The 22,591-nt window shown below is 68.7% G+C and carries 22 protein-coding genes; 14 read left to right on the top strand and 8 right to left on the bottom strand.

The window, feature by feature from the left end; genetic code table 11:
- Positions 1-21: 21 nt before the first annotated feature.
- Entirely contained in the window at positions 22-558 is a 537-nt protein-coding gene (gene pyrE / locus ABT304_RS13570; protein WP_350715851.1) for an orotate phosphoribosyltransferase, read from the bottom strand.
- 19 nt (positions 559-577) lie between these two features.
- Between pyrE and ABT304_RS13565 the strand changes: the two genes are divergently transcribed.
- A complete protein-coding gene (locus ABT304_RS13565) occupies positions 578-1,744 on the top strand; it encodes an aminotransferase class I/II-fold pyridoxal phosphate-dependent enzyme (RefSeq protein WP_350715849.1) in 1,167 nt (388 codons plus the stop codon).
- Here the strand turns inward: ABT304_RS13565 and ABT304_RS13560 are convergent.
- Entirely contained in the window at positions 1,741-2,472 is a 732-nt protein-coding gene (locus ABT304_RS13560; protein WP_350715847.1) for a DedA family protein, read from the bottom strand. The genes ABT304_RS13565 and ABT304_RS13560 overlap by 4 nt on opposite strands.
- 104 nt (positions 2,473-2,576) lie before the next feature.
- Here ABT304_RS13560 and ABT304_RS13555 point away from each other — a divergent pair, with 104 nt between their 5' ends.
- Entirely contained in the window at positions 2,577-3,266 is a 690-nt protein-coding gene (locus tag ABT304_RS13555) for a TrmH family RNA methyltransferase (protein WP_350715846.1), read from the top strand.
- A 74-nt stretch (positions 3,267-3,340) separates the two neighbouring features.
- On the opposite strand, the gene ABT304_RS13550 is transcribed toward ABT304_RS13555, so the two are convergent.
- From ABT304_RS13550 to ABT304_RS13535, 4 genes are all read right to left on the bottom strand, one after another.
- The gene (locus tag ABT304_RS13550; protein ID WP_350715844.1) at positions 3,341-4,072 is read right to left on the bottom strand and encodes a septum formation family protein; all 732 of its coding nucleotides are present in this window, start codon (positions 4,070-4,072) and stop codon (positions 3,341-3,343) included.
- A gap of 253 nt (positions 4,073-4,325) precedes the next feature.
- Positions 4,326-4,889: a dihydrofolate reductase family protein gene (locus tag ABT304_RS13545; RefSeq protein ID WP_350715842.1), complete on the bottom strand. Its 564-nt coding sequence runs from the start codon at positions 4,887-4,889 to the stop codon at positions 4,326-4,328.
- A 68-nt stretch (positions 4,890-4,957) separates the two neighbouring features.
- Positions 4,958-5,449, bottom strand: coding sequence for a SigE family RNA polymerase sigma factor (locus ABT304_RS13540; RefSeq protein WP_350715840.1), 492 nt, complete (start codon positions 5,447-5,449; stop codon positions 4,958-4,960).
- Positions 5,446-6,609 (bottom strand): hypothetical protein, encoded by a 1,164-nt coding sequence (locus ABT304_RS13535; RefSeq protein WP_350715838.1) that lies wholly within the window; start codon positions 6,607-6,609, stop codon positions 5,446-5,448. The genes ABT304_RS13540 and ABT304_RS13535 overlap by 4 nt, the downstream gene beginning before the upstream one ends.
- Between ABT304_RS13535 and fbaA the strand changes: the two genes are divergently transcribed.
- The 4 genes from fbaA to ABT304_RS13515 all read left to right on the top strand — a co-directional run bounded on the left by fbaA (position 6,598) and on the right by ABT304_RS13515 (position 11,830).
- Positions 6,598-7,794, top strand: a complete 1,197-nt coding sequence (fbaA, locus tag ABT304_RS13530) for a class II fructose-bisphosphate aldolase (protein WP_350715837.1) — start codon at positions 6,598-6,600, stop codon at positions 7,792-7,794. The two genes, ABT304_RS13535 and fbaA, sit on opposite strands and share 12 nt — an antisense overlap.
- Before the next feature lie 188 nt (positions 7,795-7,982).
- A complete protein-coding gene (locus ABT304_RS13525; protein WP_350715836.1) occupies positions 7,983-10,016 on the top strand; it encodes a fibronectin type III domain-containing protein in 2,034 nt (677 codons plus the stop codon).
- Positions 10,017-10,451: 435 nt separating this feature from the next.
- Positions 10,452-11,174 carry a FadR/GntR family transcriptional regulator gene (locus tag ABT304_RS13520; RefSeq protein WP_350661264.1) on the top strand — a complete coding sequence of 241 codons (723 nt, stop codon included), beginning with the start codon at positions 10,452-10,454 and terminating at the stop codon, positions 11,172-11,174.
- Positions 11,171-11,830, top strand: coding sequence for a cache domain-containing protein (locus ABT304_RS13515; RefSeq protein ID WP_350715835.1), 660 nt, complete (start codon positions 11,171-11,173; stop codon positions 11,828-11,830). Before ABT304_RS13520 ends, ABT304_RS13515 begins: the two co-directional genes overlap by 4 nt.
- On the opposite strand, the gene ABT304_RS13510 is transcribed toward ABT304_RS13515, so the two are convergent.
- Entirely contained in the window at positions 11,822-13,300 is a 1,479-nt protein-coding gene (locus ABT304_RS13510) for a DHA2 family efflux MFS transporter permease subunit (protein WP_350715833.1), read from the bottom strand. The genes ABT304_RS13515 and ABT304_RS13510 overlap by 9 nt on opposite strands.
- Positions 13,301-13,387: 87 nt before the next feature.
- Here ABT304_RS13510 and ABT304_RS13505 point away from each other — a divergent pair, with 87 nt between their 5' ends.
- The 6 genes from ABT304_RS13505 to ABT304_RS13480 all read left to right on the top strand — a co-directional run bounded on the left by ABT304_RS13505 (position 13,388) and on the right by ABT304_RS13480 (position 19,431).
- On the top strand, positions 13,388-13,801 hold the full coding sequence (locus ABT304_RS13505) for a DUF3151 domain-containing protein (RefSeq protein WP_160026663.1): 414 nt from the start codon (positions 13,388-13,390) through the stop codon (positions 13,799-13,801).
- Between the two features lie 45 nt (positions 13,802-13,846).
- Positions 13,847-15,349: a lysine--tRNA ligase gene (gene lysS, locus ABT304_RS13500; RefSeq protein WP_350715832.1), complete on the top strand. Its 1,503-nt coding sequence runs from the start codon at positions 13,847-13,849 to the stop codon at positions 15,347-15,349.
- A 59-nt stretch (positions 15,350-15,408) separates the two neighbouring features.
- Entirely contained in the window at positions 15,409-16,389 is a 981-nt protein-coding gene (locus tag ABT304_RS13495) for a helix-turn-helix transcriptional regulator (RefSeq protein WP_350715831.1), read from the top strand.
- A gap of 152 nt (positions 16,390-16,541) precedes the next feature.
- A complete protein-coding gene (locus ABT304_RS13490) occupies positions 16,542-17,825 on the top strand; it encodes an adenylosuccinate synthase (RefSeq protein WP_160026666.1) in 1,284 nt (427 codons plus the stop codon).
- Between the two features lie 9 nt (positions 17,826-17,834).
- Complete coding sequence (gene purD, locus ABT304_RS13485; protein ID WP_350715829.1) at positions 17,835-19,130, top strand: phosphoribosylamine--glycine ligase; 1,296 nt, start codon at positions 17,835-17,837, stop codon at positions 19,128-19,130.
- Between the two features lie 22 nt (positions 19,131-19,152).
- A complete protein-coding gene (locus ABT304_RS13480; protein ID WP_350715827.1) occupies positions 19,153-19,431 on the top strand; it encodes a resistance to Congo red protein in 279 nt (92 codons plus the stop codon).
- 52 nt (positions 19,432-19,483) lie between these two features.
- Here the strand turns inward: ABT304_RS13480 and ABT304_RS13475 are convergent, their stop codons facing one another.
- A complete protein-coding gene (locus ABT304_RS13475) occupies positions 19,484-20,704 on the bottom strand; it encodes a DUF4032 domain-containing protein (RefSeq protein WP_350715825.1) in 1,221 nt (406 codons plus the stop codon).
- 39 nt (positions 20,705-20,743) lie between these two features.
- Between ABT304_RS13475 and purB the strand changes: the two genes are divergently transcribed.
- Positions 20,744-22,174 carry an adenylosuccinate lyase gene (gene purB / locus ABT304_RS13470; protein ID WP_350715823.1) on the top strand — a complete coding sequence of 477 codons (1,431 nt, stop codon included), beginning with the start codon at positions 20,744-20,746 and terminating at the stop codon, positions 22,172-22,174.
- A 5-nt stretch (positions 22,175-22,179) separates the two neighbouring features.
- On the top strand, positions 22,180-22,572 hold the full coding sequence (locus ABT304_RS13465; RefSeq protein ID WP_350715822.1) for an NUDIX hydrolase: 393 nt from the start codon (positions 22,180-22,182) through the stop codon (positions 22,570-22,572).
- Positions 22,573-22,591: the final 19 nt, after the last annotated feature.

The raw sequence follows: 22,591 nt of genomic DNA, 5'->3' as shown, positions 1-22,591 counted from the left end.
GCGACCTGAGCTGTGGTTCCCCTAGGAGGCCGCGTTGACCGCGTCCAGGTCGGCCCGGGTCAGCACCGACCGGATCTCCAGCTCGACGTCGCGCAGGGACTCGCCGGGCTCGGGCGACCGGTCGATCGCACACACCACAGTGTCCACGACCGCACCAAGCGGACGGAGCGCGTTGACGGCGTCGCGTACGGCACCACCGGAGGTGATCACGTCCTCGATCAGGGTCACGCGCTTGCCTTCGAAGGACGGGCCCTCGGCGAGCTTGGCGGTGCCGTACTCCTTGGCCTTCTTCCGGATGAAGATCGCCGGGATGCCGGTCTTGGCCGACACCATGGTCACGATCGGGATGCCACCGAGCTCGAGGCCGCCGAGCAGCTCGGTCCCTTCCGGGAGCAGCTCGACCATCCGTGCTGCGACGCGGTCCAGCAGAGCCGGGTTCGCCTCGAAGAGGTACTTGTCGAAGTACGTGTCGCTGACCTGCCCCGAGCGGAGCGTGAACTCCCCGTGCAGGCGGCAGGTGGCGTCGATGTCGGCAGCAAGGGTCTGGTCCGTGGTCACGGCCCCTAGCCTAAGTCGTATGACTGCGCGACGACTCCACGGCATCCCGCCGACGATCTTCTCCGAGATGTCCGCCCTGGCCGCCGCCACCGGCGCGGTCAACCTCGGTCAGGGCTTCCCGGACGTGGACGGACCCGACGAGGTCATCAAGGAAGCCGTCGCTGCCCTCGAAGGCGGACGGAACCAGTACGCCCCCGGCCCGGGTGTCCCGGCGCTGCGTGAGGCGGTCGCGGCCCACCAGGAACGCCACTACGGCCTGACCTTCGACCCGGCGCGCGAGGTCGTGGTGACCACCGGCGCCACCGAAGGGATCGCGGCGGCGATCCTGGCCCTGATCGACCCGGGCGACGAGGTGATCCTCGTCGAGCCCTACTACGACAGCTACCCGGCCATGGTGCAGTTCGCAGGCGGCGTACGTCGCCCGGTGACGCTGAGTCTGGACGCGTCCGCGGCGGGCGGCAGACTGCCGCGCGAGGCGCTGGAGGCCGCTGTCTCGCCGAAGACGAAGGTGCTGCTGCTCAACTCCCCGCACAACCCGACCGGCACGGTGCTCACCCGCGAGGAGCTGGGGACGGTCGCCGCGTTCGCGGTCGAGCACGACCTGACGGTGGTCTCCGACGAGGTCTACGAGCACCTGACCTTCGACGGGACGCCACACATCCCGATCGCGACGCTCCCCGGGATGCGCGAGCGCACCCTGACCCTGTCGAGCATCGGCAAGTCCTACTCCTTCACCGGCTGGAAGGTCGGCTGGGCGACCGGCCCCGAGCACCTGGTCCAGGCGCTGCTGGGGGCGAAGCAGTGGCTGACGTTCACCTCCGGTGCCCCGCTGCAGCCGGCCGCTGCGTACGCGCTCGAGCATCTCGACCACTGGCCCAAGGAGCTCGCCCTCGACCTGCAGAGCCGGCGCGACCTGCTCTGCGACGGGCTGAAGGGGATCGGCCTGGACGTGACGATCCCGGAGGGCACCTACTTCGCCGTCTCCGACATCACCGACCTCGGCTGGGACGACGGGCTGGAGTTCTGCCGGGCGCTGCCCGAGCGGGCCGGCGTCGTGGCCATCCCGTTGCAGGGGTTCTACGACACGGACGCGGGGAAGCAGCTGGTCAGGTGGACCTTCACCAAGCAGCGCGAGGTGATCGAGGAGGCCCTGGAGCGACTCGCCCGGGGGCGCCTGACGCGCTAGCGGTCCGCCCGGGTGTCGGCGTCGTCGTCCGCCGGCGTGCGCGGCTGCACCGCCATGCCGAGGATGTCGCGGTCCGCGTGACCGTCGTGGTCGAGGTCCCCGGCGAGCCGGGAGGCCGTACGCCGCCGGCGCCACCACTCCACCATCGCGGGCAGGAACGCGAGCGCCAAGAGCAGCAGGATCAGGTAGTCGATGTTGTCGGCCAGCCAGGGCCAGCGGGACCCGACGAAGAACCCGAACAGCGTCACCGAGAGCACCCACAGCACGCCGCCGACGAGGCTCCAGAAGTAGAACCGTCGTCGGTCCATGTGGGTGACTCCGGCGACGACGGTGACATAGGTGCGTACGAAAGCGATGAACCGGCCGATCACCAACGCCTTGTTGCCGTGCTTGTCGAAGAACTCACGGGTCTGGTCGAAATGCCTCTTTTTGATGAAGCGGCCGTCGCGTTCATAGAGCCGCGGACCGATCTTTCGGCCGATCTCATAGCCGGTCACGTTGCCGGCGAATGCCGCCGCGACGAAGAAGAGCATCGCGAGCACGATCTCGACGCCGGGAGGCCCGGGAAAGATGTCGATCTTGCCGGTGGCGATGAAGATTCCGAGCGCGATCAGCAGGCTGTCACCGGGGAGGAACGGGAAGAAGAGACCGCACTCGATGAAGATGATGATCAGGCTGATCCAGAAGAGCGGCTCGCCGAAAGTGGCCAGCAGAAAATCGGGGCTCATCCATTCCAGACCGGCCAACATCGGCGCAAAATTCCCTGCACCTGTCACCCGCCCTACGGTACCCATAGGTAACAACTCTTGTTGTCGAATATTCTTATCAGCCGATGAACGAGACACGACCGTCCGAGGCTGAATCCCGAGCGCCGTACGACCCGATGCCCCATGGGCAGCCGGAGGTCGGCCTGGGTCCGTGGCAAGGTGAATGGCCCGAGGGAGAGCACTGGGACCCTGAGCTGCTGGCCAACGGCGACCGCCGCAACGTGGTCGACCGCTACCGCTACTGGACGCTCGAGGCGATCGTCGCCGACCTCGACCGGCGCCGCCACGGCTTCCATGTCGCCATCGAGAACTGGCAGCACGACTTCAACATCGGCACCATCGTCCGCACCGCCAACGCCTTCCTTGCCGCCGAGGTGCACATCGTCGGCAACCGCCGCTGGAACCGCCGCGGCGCGATGGTCACCGACCGCTACCAGCACGTCCATCACCACCCGGACGTGCCCGCGCTCGCGGCGTACCTCCATGAACGAGACGTACGCCTTCTCGGCATCGACAACCTGCCCGGCTCGCTCCATCTGGAGACCATGGAGCTGCCGAAGTCGGTCTGCTTCCTGTTCGGGCAGGAGGGCCCCGGGCTCTCCGAACAGGCCCGCGAGAGCGTCGACGGGACCTTCTCGATCGCCCAGTTCGGCTCGACGCGGTCGATCAACGCCTCCGCGGCCGCGGCGATCGCGATGCACTCCTGGGTCGTCCAGCACGCCGATCTCTCCTCCGAGCAGGCGTGGCGCGGCTGACCGGACCACCCGCAGATGCACCGATCCCCCGGGGAGCACCCCGGGGGATCGACGCGTCGTGACCGATCAGCGGATCAGTTGCTGTTCCGCTCGTAGCAGACGACCCAGTGGTCGCCGGTCTGCCACTCGTACCTGGACGGCGTGCTGTAGGCCCGGGTCCGGGCCGGGCAGTTGAGCCCGACGGCCCGCTCGAACGAGGCCTTGGTCGGGTAGGTCGTACCGGCCTTCTTGAAGGCGGAGATCGACTTGTAGGTGTGCGAGCTCAGGCAGGAGTACGGCCCGGCGTACGTCGAGCTCATGCAGCCACGGGTCCGCTGGGTGAGGGATACGCCCTCGAGGAACCTCGCCCGGTTGGTCGGCAGGTTCTTGAGGGTGCCCTTGCCCGGGAGCACGACGTCGCAACGGAACCAGCGCTGGCCGGCGTTGAACTGCTCGACGTTCGGCACGAAGAACGCCGCGTCGTACGCCGACTGGTTCCGCTTCGAGTAGGTGCTGCCCAGCTTGTCCCTGAGCGCACGGACGCACGTCTTGACCATGTGGGAGTAGTTGGCCTCGCGGGTGATGGACGCCTCGGTGCGCGTCGTACCGGCGACGAGGGTGCCCAGCGCGATGGTCTTCGCGGTGTGGGCATCGCTGCACGAGACCTTCTTGCCGGTCTGGGACCAAGCGCTGTAGGCGGTCCAGCCGTAGTTGTAGCAGGTGCCGACCGTGGGCTTGGGCGGCACTGCCGCGTCGGCCTTGGTGGCGGTGAGTCCGATGAGGGAGAAGACGCCGATGACGAGCCCGAGGATGAGGGCAGCCGTCATGGGCTTCTGCGCAGGCGCGAGTGCGCCGGCACGAAGACGAGACATGATCGTGCTTTCGAATGGGTGGGATGTGGCCGCTGAATCCTCGCAGCGAGATGCCCAGCGGGGCATAGTCAATTCGGGTGGTTGTAAACCGGTTACGACCCGGTGTCACCCAGGAGAACAGGACCCGCTAAAGTCAACTCCCGGGTCGCCCGGATGTGCTCCACTTTCGTGGGTGCGTGGCCTCGGGGCCGGGCGGCAGCGGGGGCTTTCAGCGCCTCTCGATCCGGTAGCGGATCTGCACCTGCTGGCCGGTCTGCAGGACGTCGATGACGCTCATCCGCTTGCTGGTGATGCGGCGGGGGAGCAATGGCGCTCCGGCGCCGAGGGTGACCGGGCAGATCCCTGCGACGACCTCGTCGAGCAGACCGGCGTCGTCGAACTGGCCGACCAGGTCGCCACCGCCCACGAGCCAGATCCCGCCGTCGACGGTGGCCGCGATCTCGTCGTAGACGGGCTTCACGTCGCCCTGCACGAACTGCACCTGCGGGCCCTGGACCTTCGGCAGGTCGGTCGCGTGCGTGAACACCCACACCGGCCGCTCGTCGTAGTACTCCTGCCACTTCTCCGGCCCCGTCAGCATCTCCGGATCGTGGTCGATCATCCAGCGGTACGTCGTGCCACCCATCACCAGCGCAGCCGATTCCGCCATCAGCCGCTCCCAGGAGGTCTCATCGTCGCCGTGCTCTGTCTCGAAGAGCCAGTCCAGCGAGCTGTTCTCATCGGCGACGTAGCCGTCCAGTGATGTCGCGGTGAAGTAGGTGACCTTGGGCATGCCCCCGACGCTAGGCGCGTCAGAGGCATGCCCGCCCGACCGTTCTTGCTCTGCCTCCTGGTGGCGGGTCAGGTCCGGGAGGCGTCTCCCGACTCCAGGCAGGTACGCAGCGCGGTGAGCCCGCGCGAGGAATGGCTCTTGACGGTGCCCTCGCTGATCCGCAGCTCGCGCGCGGTCTCGGCGACCGACAGCTGCAGCCAGTGGCGCAGGACGACCACCTTGCGCTGCATCTCGGGCAGCGCCTGCAGCGCCGCGAACAGCTCCGACCGCTCCTCGAACCGCGCGGCCGGCATGGGCCGCTCCGGGATGTCGCCCGAGCGTTCCCGCTTCCACCACTGCCGCCGGGTCTGGTCGATGTGGGCGCGGACCAGGATCGTCCGGACGTACGCCTCCTCCGACCCCGGCTCCACCCGGCGCCAGGAGGCGTACAGCTTCAGCAGCGACGTCTGCACCAGGTCGTCCGCCCGGTGCCAGTCGCCGCACAAGGCATAGGCAGTTCGCAGCAGATGCGGGCGTCGTGCGGCGACGAACCCGGAGAATGCCTCATCACGTGTGCTCACGGGAACAACGACCCCCCGCCCGTCTCCTCGTTGGTCTCGTTCGCCTTGACGATGGCCAGGACGTCCTCGAGGGAACGTGTGCTGCGGTCCTCGGATCGGCGTTCCTCCGCCACCTCGATGGTGTAGACGAGGGCGAGGCCGTCCTTCTCACGGGCGATGGCGACCCGTTCCTTCCCCTTGATGGTGATCCGAGCCGCCGCGGACCGGGTGGCGCCTTCGGCGAACTTCTCTCCGAGATCGGGATCGGTGACCTGCTCGAGAATCTCCACGCCGTTCTCGGCCGGGACCAGCTCCGACCCGGTTCCGAACTCGACCGCCTCGGACATGGCCGCGCTGTATCCGCCCGCCGACGCGGCCATCTCCCCGTCGATCCGCTCTTTCTCGTGAGCGAGGTATTCGTCGATGGTCTGCCCCGGAGCGGCGTACGCCACCCCGTAGCCCTGACCGCCGCCACCGCTCTTCGGCCGGTCGCCGCTGAAGAGGATCCACACCTCCATGCCCTCGCGCTCCGCGACGGCTGCGTCCGAGTCCCAGGGCAGGTCATAGTCGAGCGGGTTGTCGATCTCGCGCGTGACCGTCCAGCCGCCGCCGACCCGGATCGACCCGCCGACCGACCATCGGGGCTTGACGTGGTGCGCGGCCACGTCCTCGGCCCACTCGCTGAGGCTCTTCCCGTTGGTCTGCGCCGCATCGGCGTAGGCGATCTCGGTCGGGTTCATGAAGTTCGCATAGATCGTCTTCCTCCCGTCGGTCGCGGCGAGGAACAGCTGGGCATAGTCGTGTCCGAGGAGTCGGCGGATCTCCTTCCGCTCGATCCGGCCGGCCTCCTCCCAGCCGTCGTGGAAGGTGACCTCTTTCGTGTCGAAGTCGTACCTGAGGGGGGAGGCGTCGCTCAACGGCGGCTGTGTCGGGTAGACGCCGGGTGCCTCGTCGGCGTCCGACTGGGTCGCGATCGGTGGGGTGGGTGCCGCCCGGTCGCGCCAGGGTGCGTACGCAGATCCCAGGCCGATCACCGCGGCGACGAGGAGAGCAGTCCCGGCGACGGCGACGGCCTGTCGACGGCGTACGGCCTTCTTCCCGGCGGCCACCAGGGCAGCCGGATCCGCGGGTGTGGGTGGGGGTTGCGGGATCGCCCGATCGAGGACGTCGTGCCAGTCCATGGTTCCTCCAAGGTCAGTCTCACCCGTGGATACGGATCGCGCGGCAGATCGGTTGTCCTGCTTGATCGATCCAACTCCGAGCGTTGGCAACGGGTGGTCGGAGGCGCATTACGCTGGCCACCAGCGCACCGGTCGACAACGGATCTCAAGGAGAACCTCCAGATGCCCATCGCCACCCCCGAGAAGTACGCCGAGATGCTCGCGACCGCGAAGGAGAAGGGTTTCGCCTTCCCCGCGATCAACGTCTCCTCGTCGCAGACGCTCAACGCGGCGCTGGCCGGGTTCGCGGAGGCCGGCTCGGACGGCATCATCCAGATCTCCACGGGCGGCGCGGAATACCTCTCCGGCCCCACGGTCAAGAACATGGTGACCGGCTCGGTGGCCTTCGCCGCGTACGCGACCGAGGTCGCCAAGTCCTACGACGTCAACATCGCGCTCCACACCGACCACTGCCCCAAGGACAAGCTCGACGGCTTCGTACGTCCCCTCCTCGAGCTCTCCGCCGAGCGCGTCCAGCGCGGTGAGGCGCCGCTGTTCCAGAGCCACATGTGGGACGGGTCCGCGGTGCCGCTGGCCGAGAACCTGCAGATCGCCGAGGAGCTGCTGGCGGCGGCGAAGGCTGCCCACATCGTGCTCGAGATCGAGGTCGGCGTGGTCGGCGGCGAGGAGGACGGCATCGTCGGAGCGATCGACGACAAGCTCTACTCGACCCCCGAGGACGCCATCGCGACCGCCGACGCGCTGGGCGTCGAGGGCTACCTGACCGCGCTCACCTTCGGCAACGTGCACGGCGTCTACAAGCCGGGCAACGTCAAGCTCCGTCCATCGATCCTGCGTGACGCCCAGGACGCGGTCGTCGCCAAGCTCGGCCTCCCGGCCGGCGCCAAGCCGTTCGACCTCGTCTTCCACGGCGGCTCCGGCTCGAGCGCCGAGGAGATCGCCGAGGCGGTCTCCTACGGCGTGGTCAAGATGAACATCGACACCGACACCCAGTACGCCTACACCCGCGCGGTCGCCGGCCACATGCTCGCCAACTACGACGGCGTTCTGAAGGTCGACGGCGAGGTCGGAAACAAGAAGCAGTACGATCCTCGCGCGTGGGGCAAGCTCGCTGAGGCCAGTATGGCCACTCGGGTCGTCGAGGGTGCCCAGCATCTCGGTTCTGCGGGCAACTCCATCGGCTGATCACACGCCGGGGATGGGCCAATGGTCCCGGTTCGGAAAACGTTGTGGTGCACGGCATAGCAAACTCGGGCTTATGTCGTTGTGCCGGTCATTGGTAAAGCGATTCAATGCCCTAGCTGGACGGCGACCCTCGGGTAACAAGGTCGGACCGTCCCTTCGGCGTTGATCTTGGGAGGGACATCCTCGGTATGGAAACCACTGCGCGAAACCGCACAATCGGCGGGATCGTCATAGGCGCGATCATCTTGATCCTGCTTCTCGTCTTGTTCTCTTGCACCGTTAACAGCGACCCGGAGAGCTCGCCGACGAAGGATCCGACAACGGGGGAGTCATCGCTCCCCAGTGATCCTGACACGCTCGAGCCCGACGACAAGCCGTCGGAGAAGGACTCCGACGAGCCGGAGGTCGTCGACGACGACATCGTCCCGGCCGCGAACACCGGTGTCACCTTCATCCCCGCGGGCAACGTCCCGTCGGGCAGCACGCCCACGTGTGAGCTCGACCCGAGCGCCTGCGAGGACACTCGTCCGCCGGGTGCCGGTGTGGACATCTGCGAGATCCGCCCGGACCTGACCCAGTGCCAGCCGCCGCCCACCACGCCGCCCGGTGGCGGAGATGGCGACGACGGCGATGGTGATGGCGACAACGGTGGTCCGATCTGCGGCATCTGGCCCCTCCCGGACTGCGACGACGACGAAACGGCCCCGCCTGCGTGCCCAACCTTCGAGGTCAGCAAGGTCAAGAGCCGCGGAGCCACTGTCAGCTGGTCGGCTGTTCGCAACGCCGATGCGTATGTGGTTGTAGTCGATCCTGGACTCTTGGAACAGCGGGAGACGTTTGGTGCTGATCAGCTCAGCACGCGACTTCGGTTCCGCGTTCCCGGGGTGACGCACGACGTTACTGTCCGTGCGGTCAACAACGATGTGACGAGCGAAGGCTGCGGCTCAAAGAGCTTCACCCTAGAGCCTGGCGATGACTTCGATCCGCCGGCGCAGCCCCAGGGTGTCACCTGCGTTATCGGTAAGGAGACGACCACGTCCGTCGAGCTCAACTGGGCCGACAACACGGAGGATGACTTCGCGGAGTACAGCGTGAGCGTTTCGGGTCCGGGGCAGGACGACAGGACGGTAACTGGTCTCAAGAAGTCCGAGGCGACGATCGGCGAACTGCTTCCCGGCTCCGACTACAGCTTCAGGGTGACGGCATGGGACGAGAACGACAACGAGTCTCGACGCAGTGACGTGGCGGAATGCTCGACTCTCGAGGATGTAGAGAAGCCCACTGTTCCGGAGATCATCTCGGTCGGCGCGGCGACCGGCGATTCCTTGACTGTTACTTGGAAGCCCTCGAAGGACGACTCGGCTATTCGCGAGTACATCGTCCGCCGCGATGGCTCTGAGATCGGGCGCATCGCTGGCACCACGTTCGTCGATGATGGCCTGGAGCCGGAGACGACCTACGAGTACACGGTAGAGGCCGTTGATATCGCCGATCCGCCGAAGGAGTCTGGCCAGTCGGTGACGAAGGCTGGTACCACCACGAAGGACGAGCCGCCGGCGAAGGCGCCAGGAGACCTGTCTGTCTCGAGCACGCCGCTTGCGGGCGCGTACACGGTCGCATGGGCGATCCCGGGTGAGGACAAGGAAGACTCAGCCAACGAACTGCGTTATCAGATCTTCGTTGACGATGCCGCTGAGCCAGAGGTTACGGACGAAGGTGCGGACAGTTGGACCTCGGGGATTCTGCAGTTCGGCGACCACACTGTTCGGGTCAAGACTCTTGACACTGAAGATCAAGCGTCGGTGAACGCAGCGTCCATCACCTTTAACGTCAGTGCGCTGGGCGTGACGACGCAGGGATCCGAGGTCCCCCTGAGGTCTCAGACTCCGGGTAGGGCGAAGTCCGATGCTCCGGCCGACAAGCCGGCGCTGCCCGAGGCCCCGGTCGAGGTGCCGTCGGACAAGCCGGCCGAGGAAGACTCGCCGCTGCTGCCGGGTCTGGATGACATCCTCCCGGGCGGCGAGGACACCGCTGAGGCTCCTGCTGAGGAGCCGGCCGAGCCGGAGGCGACGCCGAGCGAGTCGGAGTCCCCAGCCGCGCGGCCGACGACCGAGGAGCCTGCTGACGAGGCGACCGAGGAAGCTCCCGCCGAGGAGGACGAGGGTGGCCTGCTGGACGACATCGGTGACGCGCTGACCAGCGCCGTGGCCGCGGTGTTCTAGCCGACACAAGCCGAGAAACAGGGCGGGGAGAGCCGAGAGGCTCTCCCCGCCCTGTCGCATCCCGGGACGGTCGAGAGCACGCCGAATGCTCACCGAGGTGCCTCGGCGAACACGCACTGACTTCGTGGAGTTCGCCGAAGGAAGCGACCGTTCACCGAGGTACCTCGGTGGGCATCCGGGCCCGCCCGGGCGCAAACGACCCAAAACCAAGGAGTCGGATGCCCAGCGCCCCCCACAAGCCCTGGACATCCGACGATCTTGGGTGACCGACACAAGTGTGCGTCAGTCGTGGGCTCAGGTTAGGCATAGAAACGCCCATGGATCCAGATGGTTAAGACGAAATTCATGAACTTTCTGTGCTCATTCGAACAGATTCGAACAGATCTGGGGGCCGAATCATCTAGATCCATACATTAGGATTTCGGTGTGCGTGTGATGACGTCCCGAGCTCGCGCGGCCATCTTCGCCCCGATCGGCGACGAAGGCCGGGCGGCGCGCGTCGAGAACCGGCTCGCGGAGGCCATCCGCTCCGGCGTGCTCGCGCACGGCGAGCGGCTCCCCAGCGAGCCGGAGCTGGCCCAGATGCTCGGCGTCGCGACCGTCACCGCACGGGAGGCGTTGGTCGCACTGCGCGCGAAGGGCCTGGTGGTGACGACCCGGGGGCGGGGCGGTGGCTCGTTCGTACGTGCACCCGAGAGCGGCGACCTCGTCGAGGACCGGCTCGCGTCGATGTCGCGGGTCGAGCTGCGAGACCGGGCCACGGTCTACCTGGTGGTGCTCACGGGGTGTGCGGAGATCGCGGCGGAGCGTACGGATCCTGACGAGGTCGAGGATCTGCGTGACCTGCTGATCCCGCTCAACGTCAGCGACGTGGCCCGCTGGCGCAGCGCCGACAGCGAGCTCTACCTGTCGGTGGCCGCGTTGACCCAGTCGGCCCGGATGACCCGCGAGGTGGTGCGCCAGGAGGCCGACTTCGGCGCGCTGCTCCGGATCCCGCTCAACGAGCCGGGCTTCCGGGAGGCCACGGCGACCCGCCACCAGGAGCTTGTCGAAGCCCTCGCAGCAGGAGATGCTGTCCGGGCACGGGAGAGCGTACGCGAGCACGTCGCCCACTCCCTTGAACGCTTGGCCGAGATCCATGAGGCGGTGCGACGATGACGAACACCATGACTCCCATCGACTGTGTGGCTCAGGTCGAGCAGCACTTCGGGCCGATCGTGACCGAGCTCGAGCGCGTACGCAGCGAAGTGGCCGCCCTCTTCGAAGCCGGCCCGGTCACCACCGCGTCCCTGCGCGAGCGCCTCGAGCCCGGCTCGCTGGAGTTCCTGCGCAACCCCAACCTCATCGGTGGTGGCTTCGTCGCGGCCCCGGGCGTGCTCAGCGACCGCCGGCTCTACCTCGTCTGGTGGCAGGGCGAGGAGCGTGACTTCCTCGGCGACGCCGATGCGCCGGGCACCGGAGAGGCGATCGACTACACCCGCCAGCCCTGGTATCGCACCCCGGAGCGCACGGGGGAGCTGACGCTCGTCGGGCCGTACGTCGACTTCGTCTGCACCGACGAGTACGTCATGACCACGACGATGCCGGTCTACGCCGGGGGCCGCATGGTCGGCGTCGCGGGGGCAGACACTCTGGTCGAGACGCTCGAGACGATGCTGCTGCCGGGACTGCGCGAGGCCGGCGCCACGCTGGTCAACGGCCACGGCAAGGCGATCGTCTCCGCCGACCCGCAGCTGGCCACCGGCGCCCCGCTCACCACCGCCCGGGACATGATCCCGTGCCGCGGGCTGCCGCTCTCGGTCGCCCTAGGCTGACGGCTTCACCATGTGACGCGGGGTGGTGAAGAAGAGCACCGCCACGAAGCCGACCGCCAGGGCGGCCGCCGGCAGCAGCATCACCTCCGACATCGCCTCGGCGAACTCCGTGGCCACCGCGGGCGGGACCGAGGAGCCTGCCGCGGTCTCGTGGCCGCCCGCGAGTGATCCACCGAGGCCGTGGGCGTTGAGGCGGAGGTCGATGAGCACGGCGACCCCGGCGGAGCCGATCACCGACCCGACGAGCCGAGTGGCGTTGTAGACGCCGGCGCCCGCGCCGGCCAGCCGCATCGGCACGTTGCGGGTGGCGGTCGCCGCGAGGGGCGCCCACACGGCGGCGGAGCCGAGGCCGAAGACGGCCATCGGCACCAGCAGCTGCCACAGCTGGGAGTCGACGGTCATCGGGACGGCGAGCCAGAAGAGCGAGAGGGAGCAGAGGAAGAAGGCCACGCCGGTCAGCAGCCGCGGATGCATCCGGTCGCTCAGCCGGCCGACCAGCGGCGCGGCGAGGAGAGAGACGAAGGCCATCGGGACCATCAGCAGGGACGCCTCGAGCGCGGTGTAGCCGCGGACGAGCTGGGCGTAGAGCATCAGCGGGAAGCCCTGCGCGACGGCCGCGAAGCCCATGCAGGAGATCGCCAGGCTGGACACGGAGAAGTTGCGGTCGGTGAAGATGGACAGCGGCACCAACGGCTCCTTGCGGTTGCGCGCCTGCCACCAGACGAAGAGCGCCATGATCGCGACGCCCCCGGCGACGAGCGCCCAGGTGACGGCGTCCCAGCCGCGCTGCTCGCCGTTCTGCAGACCGAAGACCACGCAGAACATCCCGATGCCGCTGAGCGCCACCCCGAGCCAGTCGAAGACGTGCGCGTGGGTCTCCAGCGCAGGGACCATCAGCCAGTTGAGGACGATCGCGATGATGCCGATCGGCACGTTGACGAAGAAGATCCACTCCCAGCCGCCGACCGCGACCAGCGCGCCGCCCGCGAGCGGACCGACGAGCGTCGCGACGCCGGCGGTCGCGCCCCACAGGGCCATCGCCGAGCCCCGCCGCTCCGCCGGGAAGATCCGGGTGATGGTCGCCATCGTCTGCGGTGTCATCATCGCCGCGCCGAGCCCCTGCACCGCCCGCGCCGCGACCAGCGACTCGATGCTTCCGGCGAGCCCGCACCACAGCGACGAGGCCGTGAAGACAGCCAGGCCGGCGATGTAGACCCACTTGGGTCCGAACCGGTCACCGAGCCTGCCCATGATCAGGACCGGTACGGCGTAGGCCAGCAGATAGGCGCTGGTCACCCACAGCACCGCGTTGGCGCTCGCGTCGAGCTCGGCCATGATGTCCGGCGTCGCGACGGTCACGATCGTCATGTCGACCAGCAGCATGAAGAAGCCGATGCACAGCGCGACCAGCGCCCGCCACGGGTGCTCGGTCGTCTGCGCTGCGGTCGTCTGCGTCACGGGCTGGGTCATGGCCACAGTCAACACCCGCGCGCCGACATCTCCCTGATCGGTCTGCCCGGGGAAAGACGGTCGGTGGCTGCGGGCACAATGGTGCGCATGACCCACCAGGACCTGATGGCCGGACCGCCGCCGACCCACCTCCCCGCCGACCCCGCGACCGACGAGCTGGCCGCCGGCACCGACCCCGCCGAGGTCGTACGCCGCCACCCGGCCTCGCCCTCTGCCTGGGCCGCGCTCGCCACGGCCGCCAAGGAGGCCGGCGCCGAGGACGTGACCATCTACGCCTACGCCCGCGTCGGCTACCACCGCTCGCTCGACATGCTGCGCCGCAACGGCTGGAAGGGCCACGGCCCGGTGCCGTGGGAGCACGAGCCCAACCGCGGCTTCCTGACCAGCCTCGCCCTCCTCGCCGAGCAGGCCAAGGCGATCGGCGAGACCGACGAGTGGGAGCGCTGCAGCGAGTTCCTGCGCGACAGCAGCCCGACGGCGTACGACACCCTGCTCGGCTGATTACCGAATCGCGTAGGACCAGCGATTTCGCCTAGCCTTGCCCCTGTGACTGAGCAGACCACCAACGCGCCCGAACCGGACCTCAACGAGCAGATGATCGTCCGGCGCGAGAAGCGTGAGCGCCTGCTGGCCGAGGGCAAGAAGGCGTACGCCATCGAGGTCGGCCGCACCCACACGCTCGCGGAGGTGCGCGAGGCCTACGAGGACAAGCTCGAGGCCGGCGACGAGACCCAGGACGTGGTCACCGTCGCCGGCCGGGTCATGTTCGTCCGCAACACCGGCAAGCTCGCGTTCGCGACGCTGCAGGAGGGCATCGGCACCCGGCTCCAGGTGATGCTCTCGCTCGCCGAGGTGGGCGAGGAGTCGCTCGCGGAGTGGAAGAGCCTGGTCGACCTCGGTGACCACGTCGCCGTCACCGGCCGGGTGATCTCCTCGCGGCGCGGTGAGCTCTCCATCATGGCCTCGAGCTGGCAGATGGTGTCCAAGGCGCTGCGGCCGCTGCCGGTGCTCCACAAGGACCTCTCCGAGGAGGCCCGGGTCCGGCAGCGCTACGCCGACCTGATCGTGCGCCAGGAGGCGCGCGACATGGTGCGTACGCGCGCGAAGATCACCCAGGCGATCCGCCGCCGTCTGGAGGACGACGGCTTCCTCGAGGTCGAGACGCCGGTCCTGCAGCTCATCCACGGTGGTGCGCACGCGCGGCCGTTCAAGACCCACATGAACGCCTTCGACCAGCCGATGACGCTGCGCATCGCGCTCGAGCTCAACCTCAAGAAGGCGGTCGTCGGCGGCGTCGACAAGGTCTACGAGATCGGCCGGATCTTCCGCAACGAGGGCGTCGACTCCACACACAGCCCCGAGTTCACGATGATCGAGGCCTACCAGGCCTACGGCGACCAGTTCACGATCGCGGAGGAGATGCGGCAGATGTACCTGGCCGCCGCCGACGCGGTGGGCTCGCGCCAGGTGGAGACGGACGCCGGCGTCATCGACCTCGACGGCGAGTGGAAGTGGCTGCCGGTCTACGAGGGCGTCTCCGAGGCCGTCGGTGTCGAGGTCACCCCTGACACCGACGTCGACACGCTGAAGGCGCTCGCCGACAAGCACGACGTCGAGCTCGACCCGGCCTGGGACGCGGCCAAGATCGTCATGGAACTGTGCGGCGAGCTGGTCGAGCCCCACCTGCTCCAGCCGACCTTCCTGTGCGACTTCCCGGCGATCGCCCAGCCGCTGGCGCGGATCAACGACGAGGAGCCGGGCAAGGTGCTCGCCTGGGACCTGATCATCGGCGGCGTCGAGCGCGGCACCGGGTTCACCGAGCTGATCGACCCGGTCGTGCAGCGCGAGGTCCTCACCGCCCAGTCCCTCCTGGCCGCCGGCGGCGACCCCGAGGCGATGCAGCTCGACGAGGACTTCCTGCGCGCGCTGGAGTACGGCGCCCCGCCGATGGGTGGCCTCGGGCTCGGCCTGGACCGGGCGATCATGCTCTTCACCGGCGCGGGGATCCGCGAAACGATCCTCTTCCCGCTGCTCAAGCCGGAGGCCTGAGGCGGCGGCTCGTCCTTGATCAAAGGTCTGCCGCCGTATCCGGTACTAAAGTGCCAGGTATGGAGAACGGCCAGTCGGAGACGTTGATGACCGCGCTCGGGTTCGACCCGAGCGCGGCGCAGCTCTACAGTCGCCTCCTCCCGCTCACCGGATGGCCGTGCATGGTGGTCGCGGCGACGCTGTCCTCGTCCGAGGGTGACCTGAAGGCGCAGGCCGCGCCGCTGATAGAGAGCGGCGTCATCAGCTGCGGCGAGACGTTGACCGTGCTCAGCCCGACAGCGGTGGTCGCCCACATGCTGGAGCGGGCCGCGACCAGGGCCCAGGACGCCCACGACCATCTGCTGAAGATCTCCCAGTCGGTGCCGTACGTCGCCGGCACCGCCGCGCGCCTCCCGGCCCAGATCGGCGAGGAGCACCCGATCGAGGGCGAGGTGATCGCGACCGAGTTCACGCCGGAGACGTTCGAGCGGCTGGTCTCGGCGACCTCGGGCGACATGATGTGGCTGCGCCCGGCGGTGACCGTGCATCCCTCGGAGATGCGGTTCATCTCGGTCATCGAGTCCACGATCAAGTCGGGTCGCCGGTGCCGTGGCATCTACCCGGTGGCCGCGCTGAAGCATTCACCCGACGTGCTGCGGATGCGGGTCGAGATCGGCGAGGAGATCCGGATCCTGCCACGCGTCGGCACCCACCTGATGGTGGTCGGCAGCACGCACGCGATGTTCCCGGACCCGCTCGGGCCGGTGGAGCAGCCGATCATCAACGTACGCCAGCGGGGCATCGTCGAGGTGGTGACCAGCTACTTCGAGGAGCTGTGGCGCCGCGCCCTCCCGGCGGCCGAGCTCGAGGACCTGCCGAGCGCCGAGCGCCGCCTGCTGCTCGCCGAGCTGGCCAGCGGGGCCCAGGACGAGCAGATCGCCCGAAGGCTGGGGGTCTCGCTGCGTACGGTCCGGCGACGGGTCGCCGAACTGCTCGAGGAGCTCGGTGCGACCTCACGGTTCGAGGCGGGTGTGGAGGCCGCACGGCGAGCCTGGCTGTGACGTACGAGTCCGAATTTGCTAGCGTGTGGTCGCAAGAGCCCTGGTCTTGCCAGGGCTTTCTGCATTTGATGGATCCAGCACACACTAGGTAATGGTGCGTTGAGCAGCCGCCGCAGGGCGGAGGGACTCCGTCCGGAGCGAAGGAGCAACACATGCCCGCGATCACGATCATCGGCGCCCAATGGGGCGACGAAGGCAAGGGCAAGGCGACCGACCTGCTCGGTGAGCACGTCGACTACGTCGTGAAGTTCAACGGCGGCAACAATGCCGGCCACACGGTGGTCATCGGCAAGGAGAAGTACGCCCTCCACCTGCTGCCCAGCGGCATCCTGACCGCCGGCGTGACGCCGGTGATCGGCAACGGCGTGGTCGTCGACCTCGCGGTCCTCTTCGAGGAGCTGAGCGGTCTGGAGCAGCGCGGCGTCGACATCTCCAAGCTGAAGCTGTCCGCCAGCGCCCACGTCATCGCCGACTACAACCGCCAGCTCGACAAGGTCACCGAGCGCTTCCTCGGCTCGCGCAAGATCGGCACCACCGGCCGCGGGATCGGGCCGACCTACGCCGACAAGGTCAACCGCATCGGCATCCGCGTCCAGGACCTCTTCGACGAGTCGATCCTGCGCGGCAAGGTCGAGGGTGCCCTGGAGCTGAAGAACCAGCTGCTCTCCAAGGTCTACAACCGCCGTGGCTTCACCGTCGACGCGGTCGTCGAGGACCTGCTGTCCTACGCCGACCGGATCGCGCCGATGGTCTGCGACACCGGCCTGCTGCTCAACCAGGCGCTCGACCGGGGCGAGACCGTGCTCCTCGAGGGCGGCCAGGCGACCCTGCTCGACGTCGACCACGGCACCTACCCGTTCGTGACCTCCTCCAACGCCACCTCGGGCGGCGCCTGCACCGGCTCCGGCATCCCGCCGACCCGGATCGACCGGGTCGTCGCGATCGTGAAGGCCTACACCACCCGCGTGGGGGAGGGGCCGTTCCCGACCGAGCTCTTCGACGCGTCGGGCGACTACCTGCGCGACAACGGCCACGAGTTCGGCACGACCACCGGACGCCCGCGTCGCTGTGGCTGGTACGACGCGGTCATCGCCCGCTACGCGGCCCGCGTCAACGGCGTCACCGACTTCGTCCTGACCAAGCTCGACGTGCTCGACGGCCTCGAGGAGATCCCGGTGTGCGTGGCGTACGACGTCGATGGCGTCCGTCACGACGAGATGCCCGTCAACCAGTCCGACTTCCACCACGCCAAGCCGATCTTCGAGATGCTGCCGGGCTGGAAGGAAGACATCTCGGGTGCGCGGTCGTTCGCCGACCTCCCGGCCAACGCCCAGGCGTACGTGAAGTACGTCGAGGAGATCTCCGGCGCTCCGATGTCGGTCATCGGCGTCGGCCCGGCCCGCGACGAGACGGTCATCATCAACTCGCTGACCTAAGGTTGGCGCGTGACTTCTCGCAAGATCCTCGTCGTCGGCACCGGTGGTCGTGAGCACGCGCTCGCGCTGAAGCTCTCCCAGGAGGGGAACGAGGTGTACGCCGCGCCCGGCAACCCCGGGATCGCGGCGTTCGCCACGCTCCGGGACGTGGACATCATGTCCGGTCCCGCGATCGCCGCCCTGGCCGGCGAGCTGGGCGTGGACCTGGTCGTCGTCGGGCCCGAGGCGCCGCTGGTGGCCGGGGTCGCCGACGCGGTCCGTGAGGCGGGCATCGCGGTCTTCGGGCCGTCGGAGGCTGCCGCACAGCTCGAGGGGTCCAAGGCGTTCTCGAAGGACGTGATGTCTGTGGCCGGCGTGCCGACCGCGGGCTCGCGGGTGGCGACCACGCCCGAGGAGGCGGCCGCCGCGCTGGACGAGTTCGGCGCTCCGTACGTCGTCAAGGACGACGCCCTTGCCGCGGGCAAGGGCGTCGTCGTGACCCGTGACCGTGAGGAGGCGCTGGCCCACGCGGCCGCCTGCGCGCGGGTCGTCATCGAGGAGTTCCTCGACGGCCCCGAGGTCTCGCTCTTCGCGATCTGCGACGGGACGCGGGCCTACGCGCTGCAGCCGGCGCAGGACTTCAAGCGGATCTTCGACGGCGGCAAGGGCGGCAACACCGGCGGGATGGGTGCCTACTCGCCGCTGCCGTGGGCGCAGCCGGACCTCGCCGACGTCGTGCTGACGACCGTCGTCCAGCCGACCCTGGTCGAGATGGAGAAGCGCGGCGCTCCGTTCGTCGGGTGCCTCTACGTCGGGCTCTCGCTGACCGCCAAGGGTCCGAAGGTGATCGAGTTCAACTGCCGGTTCGGTGACCCCGACATCCAGCCGGTCCTCGCGCTTCTGGAGTCCTCCCTCGGCGACCTGCTCCTCGCGGCGGCCACGGGCGCGCTGGACACCGTCGACGCGCCGACCTTCTCCGACGGTGCCTCGGTGACCGTCGTGCTGGCCTCGGCCGGCTACCCGGAGTCGTCCTCGAAGGGCGACGTCATCACCGGCGCCGGCAACGCCAACTCGATCAACGACGTGGACGTGATCCACGCCGGCACGGCGATCGTCGACGCCTCCACGCCCGAGGAGCCCGACCACCGTCACCTGGTCACCGCAGGAGGCCGGGTGCTGGCCGTCCGCGCGAAGGGCTACGACATCGACGACGCGCGCTCGCGGGCGTACGCAGCCGCCGACCTGATCACGTTCGACGGACTCCAGCGGCGCTCCGACATCGCGGCCGAGCCGCTCGGCGTCGTCGAGGGCGCCTCGCTGCTTTGAGCATCGGCGTAGTCTGCCGAACATGACCTGGGTCGTGTTCGGGATCGCTGTCGTCGCCGTGCTCGGCCTGATGATCGCCGCGTGCCACAAGGCACTGCGGTCCTCCCGGCGAGGGGCCTCCTCTGGTCTCGGCGACGGCCTCGGCAACTTCATCGACGTCTTCGATCCCGGCAACGCCCGCGCCGCGCGCGACCTCAAGGAGCAGGACAACGTCGGTCACGTGATCCCGTCACCCGACGGCGACGACCCGCCCCACGGGGTCGACCTGAAGGCCGGCCGGGTCACCATCCGGCGGGCATGAGACGTCCAGGAGACGCCGAGTCGGCTCGTCAGAACGAGCCGACTCGACGGGATCAGGGAACGTCCTCGGCGGGCGGGGTGACGGCCTCGTCAGGGCGGTGCTCGATGACGTCCTCGTAGTAGGACTCGGCGGCGTTGATGAGCTTGACCCACTCGCCGGCGAACTGGGAGAGCACCCAGCGGTGCTCGAGGATCTCGTGGAACATCTGCGCCGGGGTCAGCTTGGCTGCGGCACCGGGCGGGCGCATCGCGACGATGGGCTCGTAGACCTCGCGCAGCCAGCGGCTCGCGGCGACCTCGATCGGCTGGTCGCCGAGCTCCCGGGTGGCGCGGAAGGCGGAGATGTCGTTGAGGATCCGCCGAGCCTGGGCGTCCTGGACGTCCAGGCCGGTCAGCGTACGCAGCTCGCGGCGGTGGTGGCCCAGCTCGACCACCCGCGGCCGCAACGCCACCGTGTCGCCGTCCTCGCTGGTGGTGATGTCGAGCTCCTCGACGTCGAAGCCGAGGTCGTGGAGGCGCTCGATGCGCTGCTCGATGTGCCACATCTCCTCGGCGGAGAAGACCTGCTCCTCGGTGAGCTCGCGCCACAGCGCGTCGTAGCGGCTCTGCAGCCGCTCGACGATCGCATCGATGGGAAAGGCCTCGGGCAGGGACTCGCTCGCCTGCAGGTCGAGAAGCTCGCCGTAGATGTTCTGGTAGGCGACGTCGAGGTCGTACTCCCGCAGTCGGTCGGAGAGCTCCGGCTTCAGCTCCCCGGTCTCGGCATCGACCAGGTAGGCGGCGAACCCGGCCGCGTCGCGCACGAACAGGACGTTCGACAAGGACACGTCGCCCCAGTAGAAGCCGGCCAGGTGGAGGCGTACGAGCAGGACGACCAGCGCGTCGATGAGCGCCGGCAGCCGGTCGGCGGCCAGGCCCCGCTCGAACAGCGCGCGATAGGGGAGCGAGTAGGTGAGATGCTCGGTCATCAGCGCTGCGCCGAGGTCGTTGCCGTCGCGGTCCTTGCGACCGGTGACCACGCTCTTGGCGACCACGGTCGGCAGGCCGAGGCGCTGCAGCTCGCGCAGCATGTTGTACTCACGCCGGGCGATGTCGGCCTGGGTCTCCTTGACCGCGTAGATGTTGTTGCGCACCCGCACGATGCGTACGACATGGCGACTCAGCCCGCGGGCCAGCGGCACCACGACATCATCCGGCCAGTCCTCCAGGGGAAATGACCAGGGCAGGGTGTAGATCGCCGGATCGGGCCGGCTGGCGAGGATCCGCAGGGCCATACCGCCACGTTAGTGGGGGTGGGCACGGAGCATGGGAGAATGTCCGCCGTGACTGTGGTGCCCAACGTTCTCGCCAACCGCTATGCCGCGGCCGACCTCGCCGGGATCTGGAGTCCCGAGCACAAGATCGTCCTGGAGCGTCAGCTCTGGATCGCGGTGCTCAAGGCCCAGAAGGATCTCGGCATCGACGTCCCCGACGGGGTCGTGGAGGCGTACGAGAAGGTCGTCGAGGACGTCGATCTCGACTCGATCGCGGCCCGCGAGCGGGTGACCCGCCACGACGTGAAGGCGCGGATCGAGGAGTTCGCCGCGCTGGCCGGTCACGAGCACATCCACAAGGGCATGACCTCGCGGGACCTCACCGAGAACGTCGAGCAGCTCCAGGTCCTCTCGAGCCTGAAGGTGATCCGCGACCGTGCCGTCGCGACGCTGGCCCGCCTGGCGCGGCTTGCGGCCGAGCACGAGACCACCGTCATGGCCGGCCGTTCGCACAATGTCGCTGCTCAGGCGACGACGCTCGGCAAGCGGTTCGCGACGGTCGCCGACGAGATGCTCGTCGGGCTCCAGCGGGTCGAGGAGCTCATCGCCCGCTACCCGCTACGCGGGATCAAGGGCCCGATGGGCACGGCGCAGGACATGCTCGACCTGCTCGACGGTGACGCCGACAAGCTGGCCGTGCTCGAGGAGCGGGTCGCGGCCCACCTCGGCTTCGAGAACGTCTTCACCAGCGTCGGCCAGGTCTACCCGCGCTCCCTCGACTTCGACGCCGTCTCGGCGCTGGTCCAGCTCGTCTCCGGCCCCTCCAACCTCTCGACCACGATCCGGCTGATGGCCGGCAACGAGCTGGTCACCGAGGGCTTCAAGGAGGGCCAGGTCGGCTCCTCCGCGATGCCTCACAAGATGAACTCGCGCTCCACCGAGCGGGTCAACGGCCTCTCGGTGGTGCTCCGCGGCTACCTCTCGATGATCTCCGAGCTGGCCGGCGACCAGTGGAACGAGGGCGACGTCTCCGACTCCGTCGTGCGCCGCGTCGCGCTCCCGGACGCGTTCTTCGCCGCCGACGGTCTCTTCCAGACCTTCCTGACCGTGCTCGACGAGTTCGGCGCCTTCCCGGCCGTGATCCAGCGCGAGCTCGACCGCTACCTGCCGTTCCTGGCGACCACCAAGGTGCTCATGGCCGCCGTCCGCAACGGCGTCGGCCGCGAGGAGGCGCACGAGGCGATCAAGGAGGCCGCCGTCGGCACCGCGCTCTCGATGCGCAAGGGGCAGGCCGAGAACGACGTCTTCGCCAAGCTCGGCGCCGACTCCCGTCTCGGTCTGACCGAGGACCAGATCCAGTCGCTGGTCGCCGAGCCGATCGAGTTCACCGGTGCCGCCGTCGCGCAGGTCCAGGAGGTCGTACGCCGCGTGGAGGCCGTCACCGCCCGCCACCCCGAGGCCGCCGCCTACGTGCCCGGGGAGATCCTCTGAGTCCCGTGATCACCGTCGCGGCGGTCGTCTTCCGCGACGGTGACGGGCGGATGCTGACCGTCCGCAAGAACGGCACCACTAAGTTCATGCTCCCCGGCGGAAAGCTGGAGCCGGGGGAGTCGGCCGCGGAGGCGGCCGTCCGCGAGGTGGCGGAGGAGCTCGGCGTACGGCTTCGGGTCGAGGATCTGGCGCTGCTCGGCGAGTTCGAGGCGGACGCCGCCAACGAGCCGGGTCACCTGGTGCGCTCGACGGTCTTCACCTGGGCCGGCGAGGTGCTCCCGGACGCCGCCGCCGAGATCGCGGAGCTGCGCTGGGCGACGCTTGCTGAGATCACCGGCGGAGCCGACTTCGCCCCGCTGACCAGGGAGTACGTCGTCCCTGCGCTCGAACCTGCCTGAACCGTCGCGGCCGGTCGCG

It is taken from the genome of Nocardioides sp. NPDC000445 (genome assembly GCF_040300245.1).
Lineage (GTDB): Bacteria > Actinomycetota > Actinomycetes > Propionibacteriales > Nocardioidaceae > Nocardioides.
This window is presented reverse-complemented; position numbering and strand designations above follow the sequence as displayed.

Excerpts from the sequence above, each read along its gene's own strand:
- ABT304_RS13480 (WP_350715827.1), top strand. The coding sequence starts at position 19,153 with ATGACCTGGGTCGTGTTCGGGATCGCTGTCGTCGCCGTGCTCGGCCTG.
- ABT304_RS13560 (WP_350715847.1), bottom strand. The coding sequence starts at position 2,472 with ATGAGCCCCGATTTTCTGCTGGCCACTTTCGGCGAGCCGCTCTTCTGG.
- ABT304_RS13510 (WP_350715833.1), bottom strand. The coding sequence starts at position 13,300 with ATGACCCAGCCCGTGACGCAGACGACCGCAGCGCAGACGACCGAGCAC.
- ABT304_RS13520 (WP_350661264.1), top strand. The coding sequence starts at position 10,452 with ATGACGTCCCGAGCTCGCGCGGCCATCTTCGCCCCGATCGGCGACGAA.
- ABT304_RS13495 (WP_350715831.1), top strand. The coding sequence starts at position 15,409 with ATGGAGAACGGCCAGTCGGAGACGTTGATGACCGCGCTCGGGTTCGAC.
- ABT304_RS13490 (WP_160026666.1), top strand. The coding sequence starts at position 16,542 with ATGCCCGCGATCACGATCATCGGCGCCCAATGGGGCGACGAAGGCAAG.
- ABT304_RS13565 (WP_350715849.1), top strand. The coding sequence starts at position 578 with ATGACTGCGCGACGACTCCACGGCATCCCGCCGACGATCTTCTCCGAG.
- ABT304_RS13555 (WP_350715846.1), top strand. The coding sequence starts at position 2,577 with ATGAACGAGACACGACCGTCCGAGGCTGAATCCCGAGCGCCGTACGAC.
- ABT304_RS13515 (WP_350715835.1), top strand. The coding sequence starts at position 11,171 with ATGACGAACACCATGACTCCCATCGACTGTGTGGCTCAGGTCGAGCAG.
- ABT304_RS13505 (WP_160026663.1), top strand. The coding sequence starts at position 13,388 with ATGACCCACCAGGACCTGATGGCCGGACCGCCGCCGACCCACCTCCCC.
- ABT304_RS13475 (WP_350715825.1), bottom strand. The coding sequence starts at position 20,704 with ATGGCCCTGCGGATCCTCGCCAGCCGGCCCGATCCGGCGATCTACACC.
- ABT304_RS13545 (WP_350715842.1), bottom strand. The coding sequence starts at position 4,889 with ATGCCCAAGGTCACCTACTTCACCGCGACATCACTGGACGGCTACGTC.
- ABT304_RS13525 (WP_350715836.1), top strand. The coding sequence starts at position 7,983 with ATGGAAACCACTGCGCGAAACCGCACAATCGGCGGGATCGTCATAGGC.
- purB (WP_350715823.1), top strand. The coding sequence starts at position 20,744 with ATGTCCGCCGTGACTGTGGTGCCCAACGTTCTCGCCAACCGCTATGCC.
- ABT304_RS13550 (WP_350715844.1), bottom strand. The coding sequence starts at position 4,072 with ATGACGGCTGCCCTCATCCTCGGGCTCGTCATCGGCGTCTTCTCCCTC.
- ABT304_RS13535 (WP_350715838.1), bottom strand. The coding sequence starts at position 6,609 with ATGGACTGGCACGACGTCCTCGATCGGGCGATCCCGCAACCCCCACCC.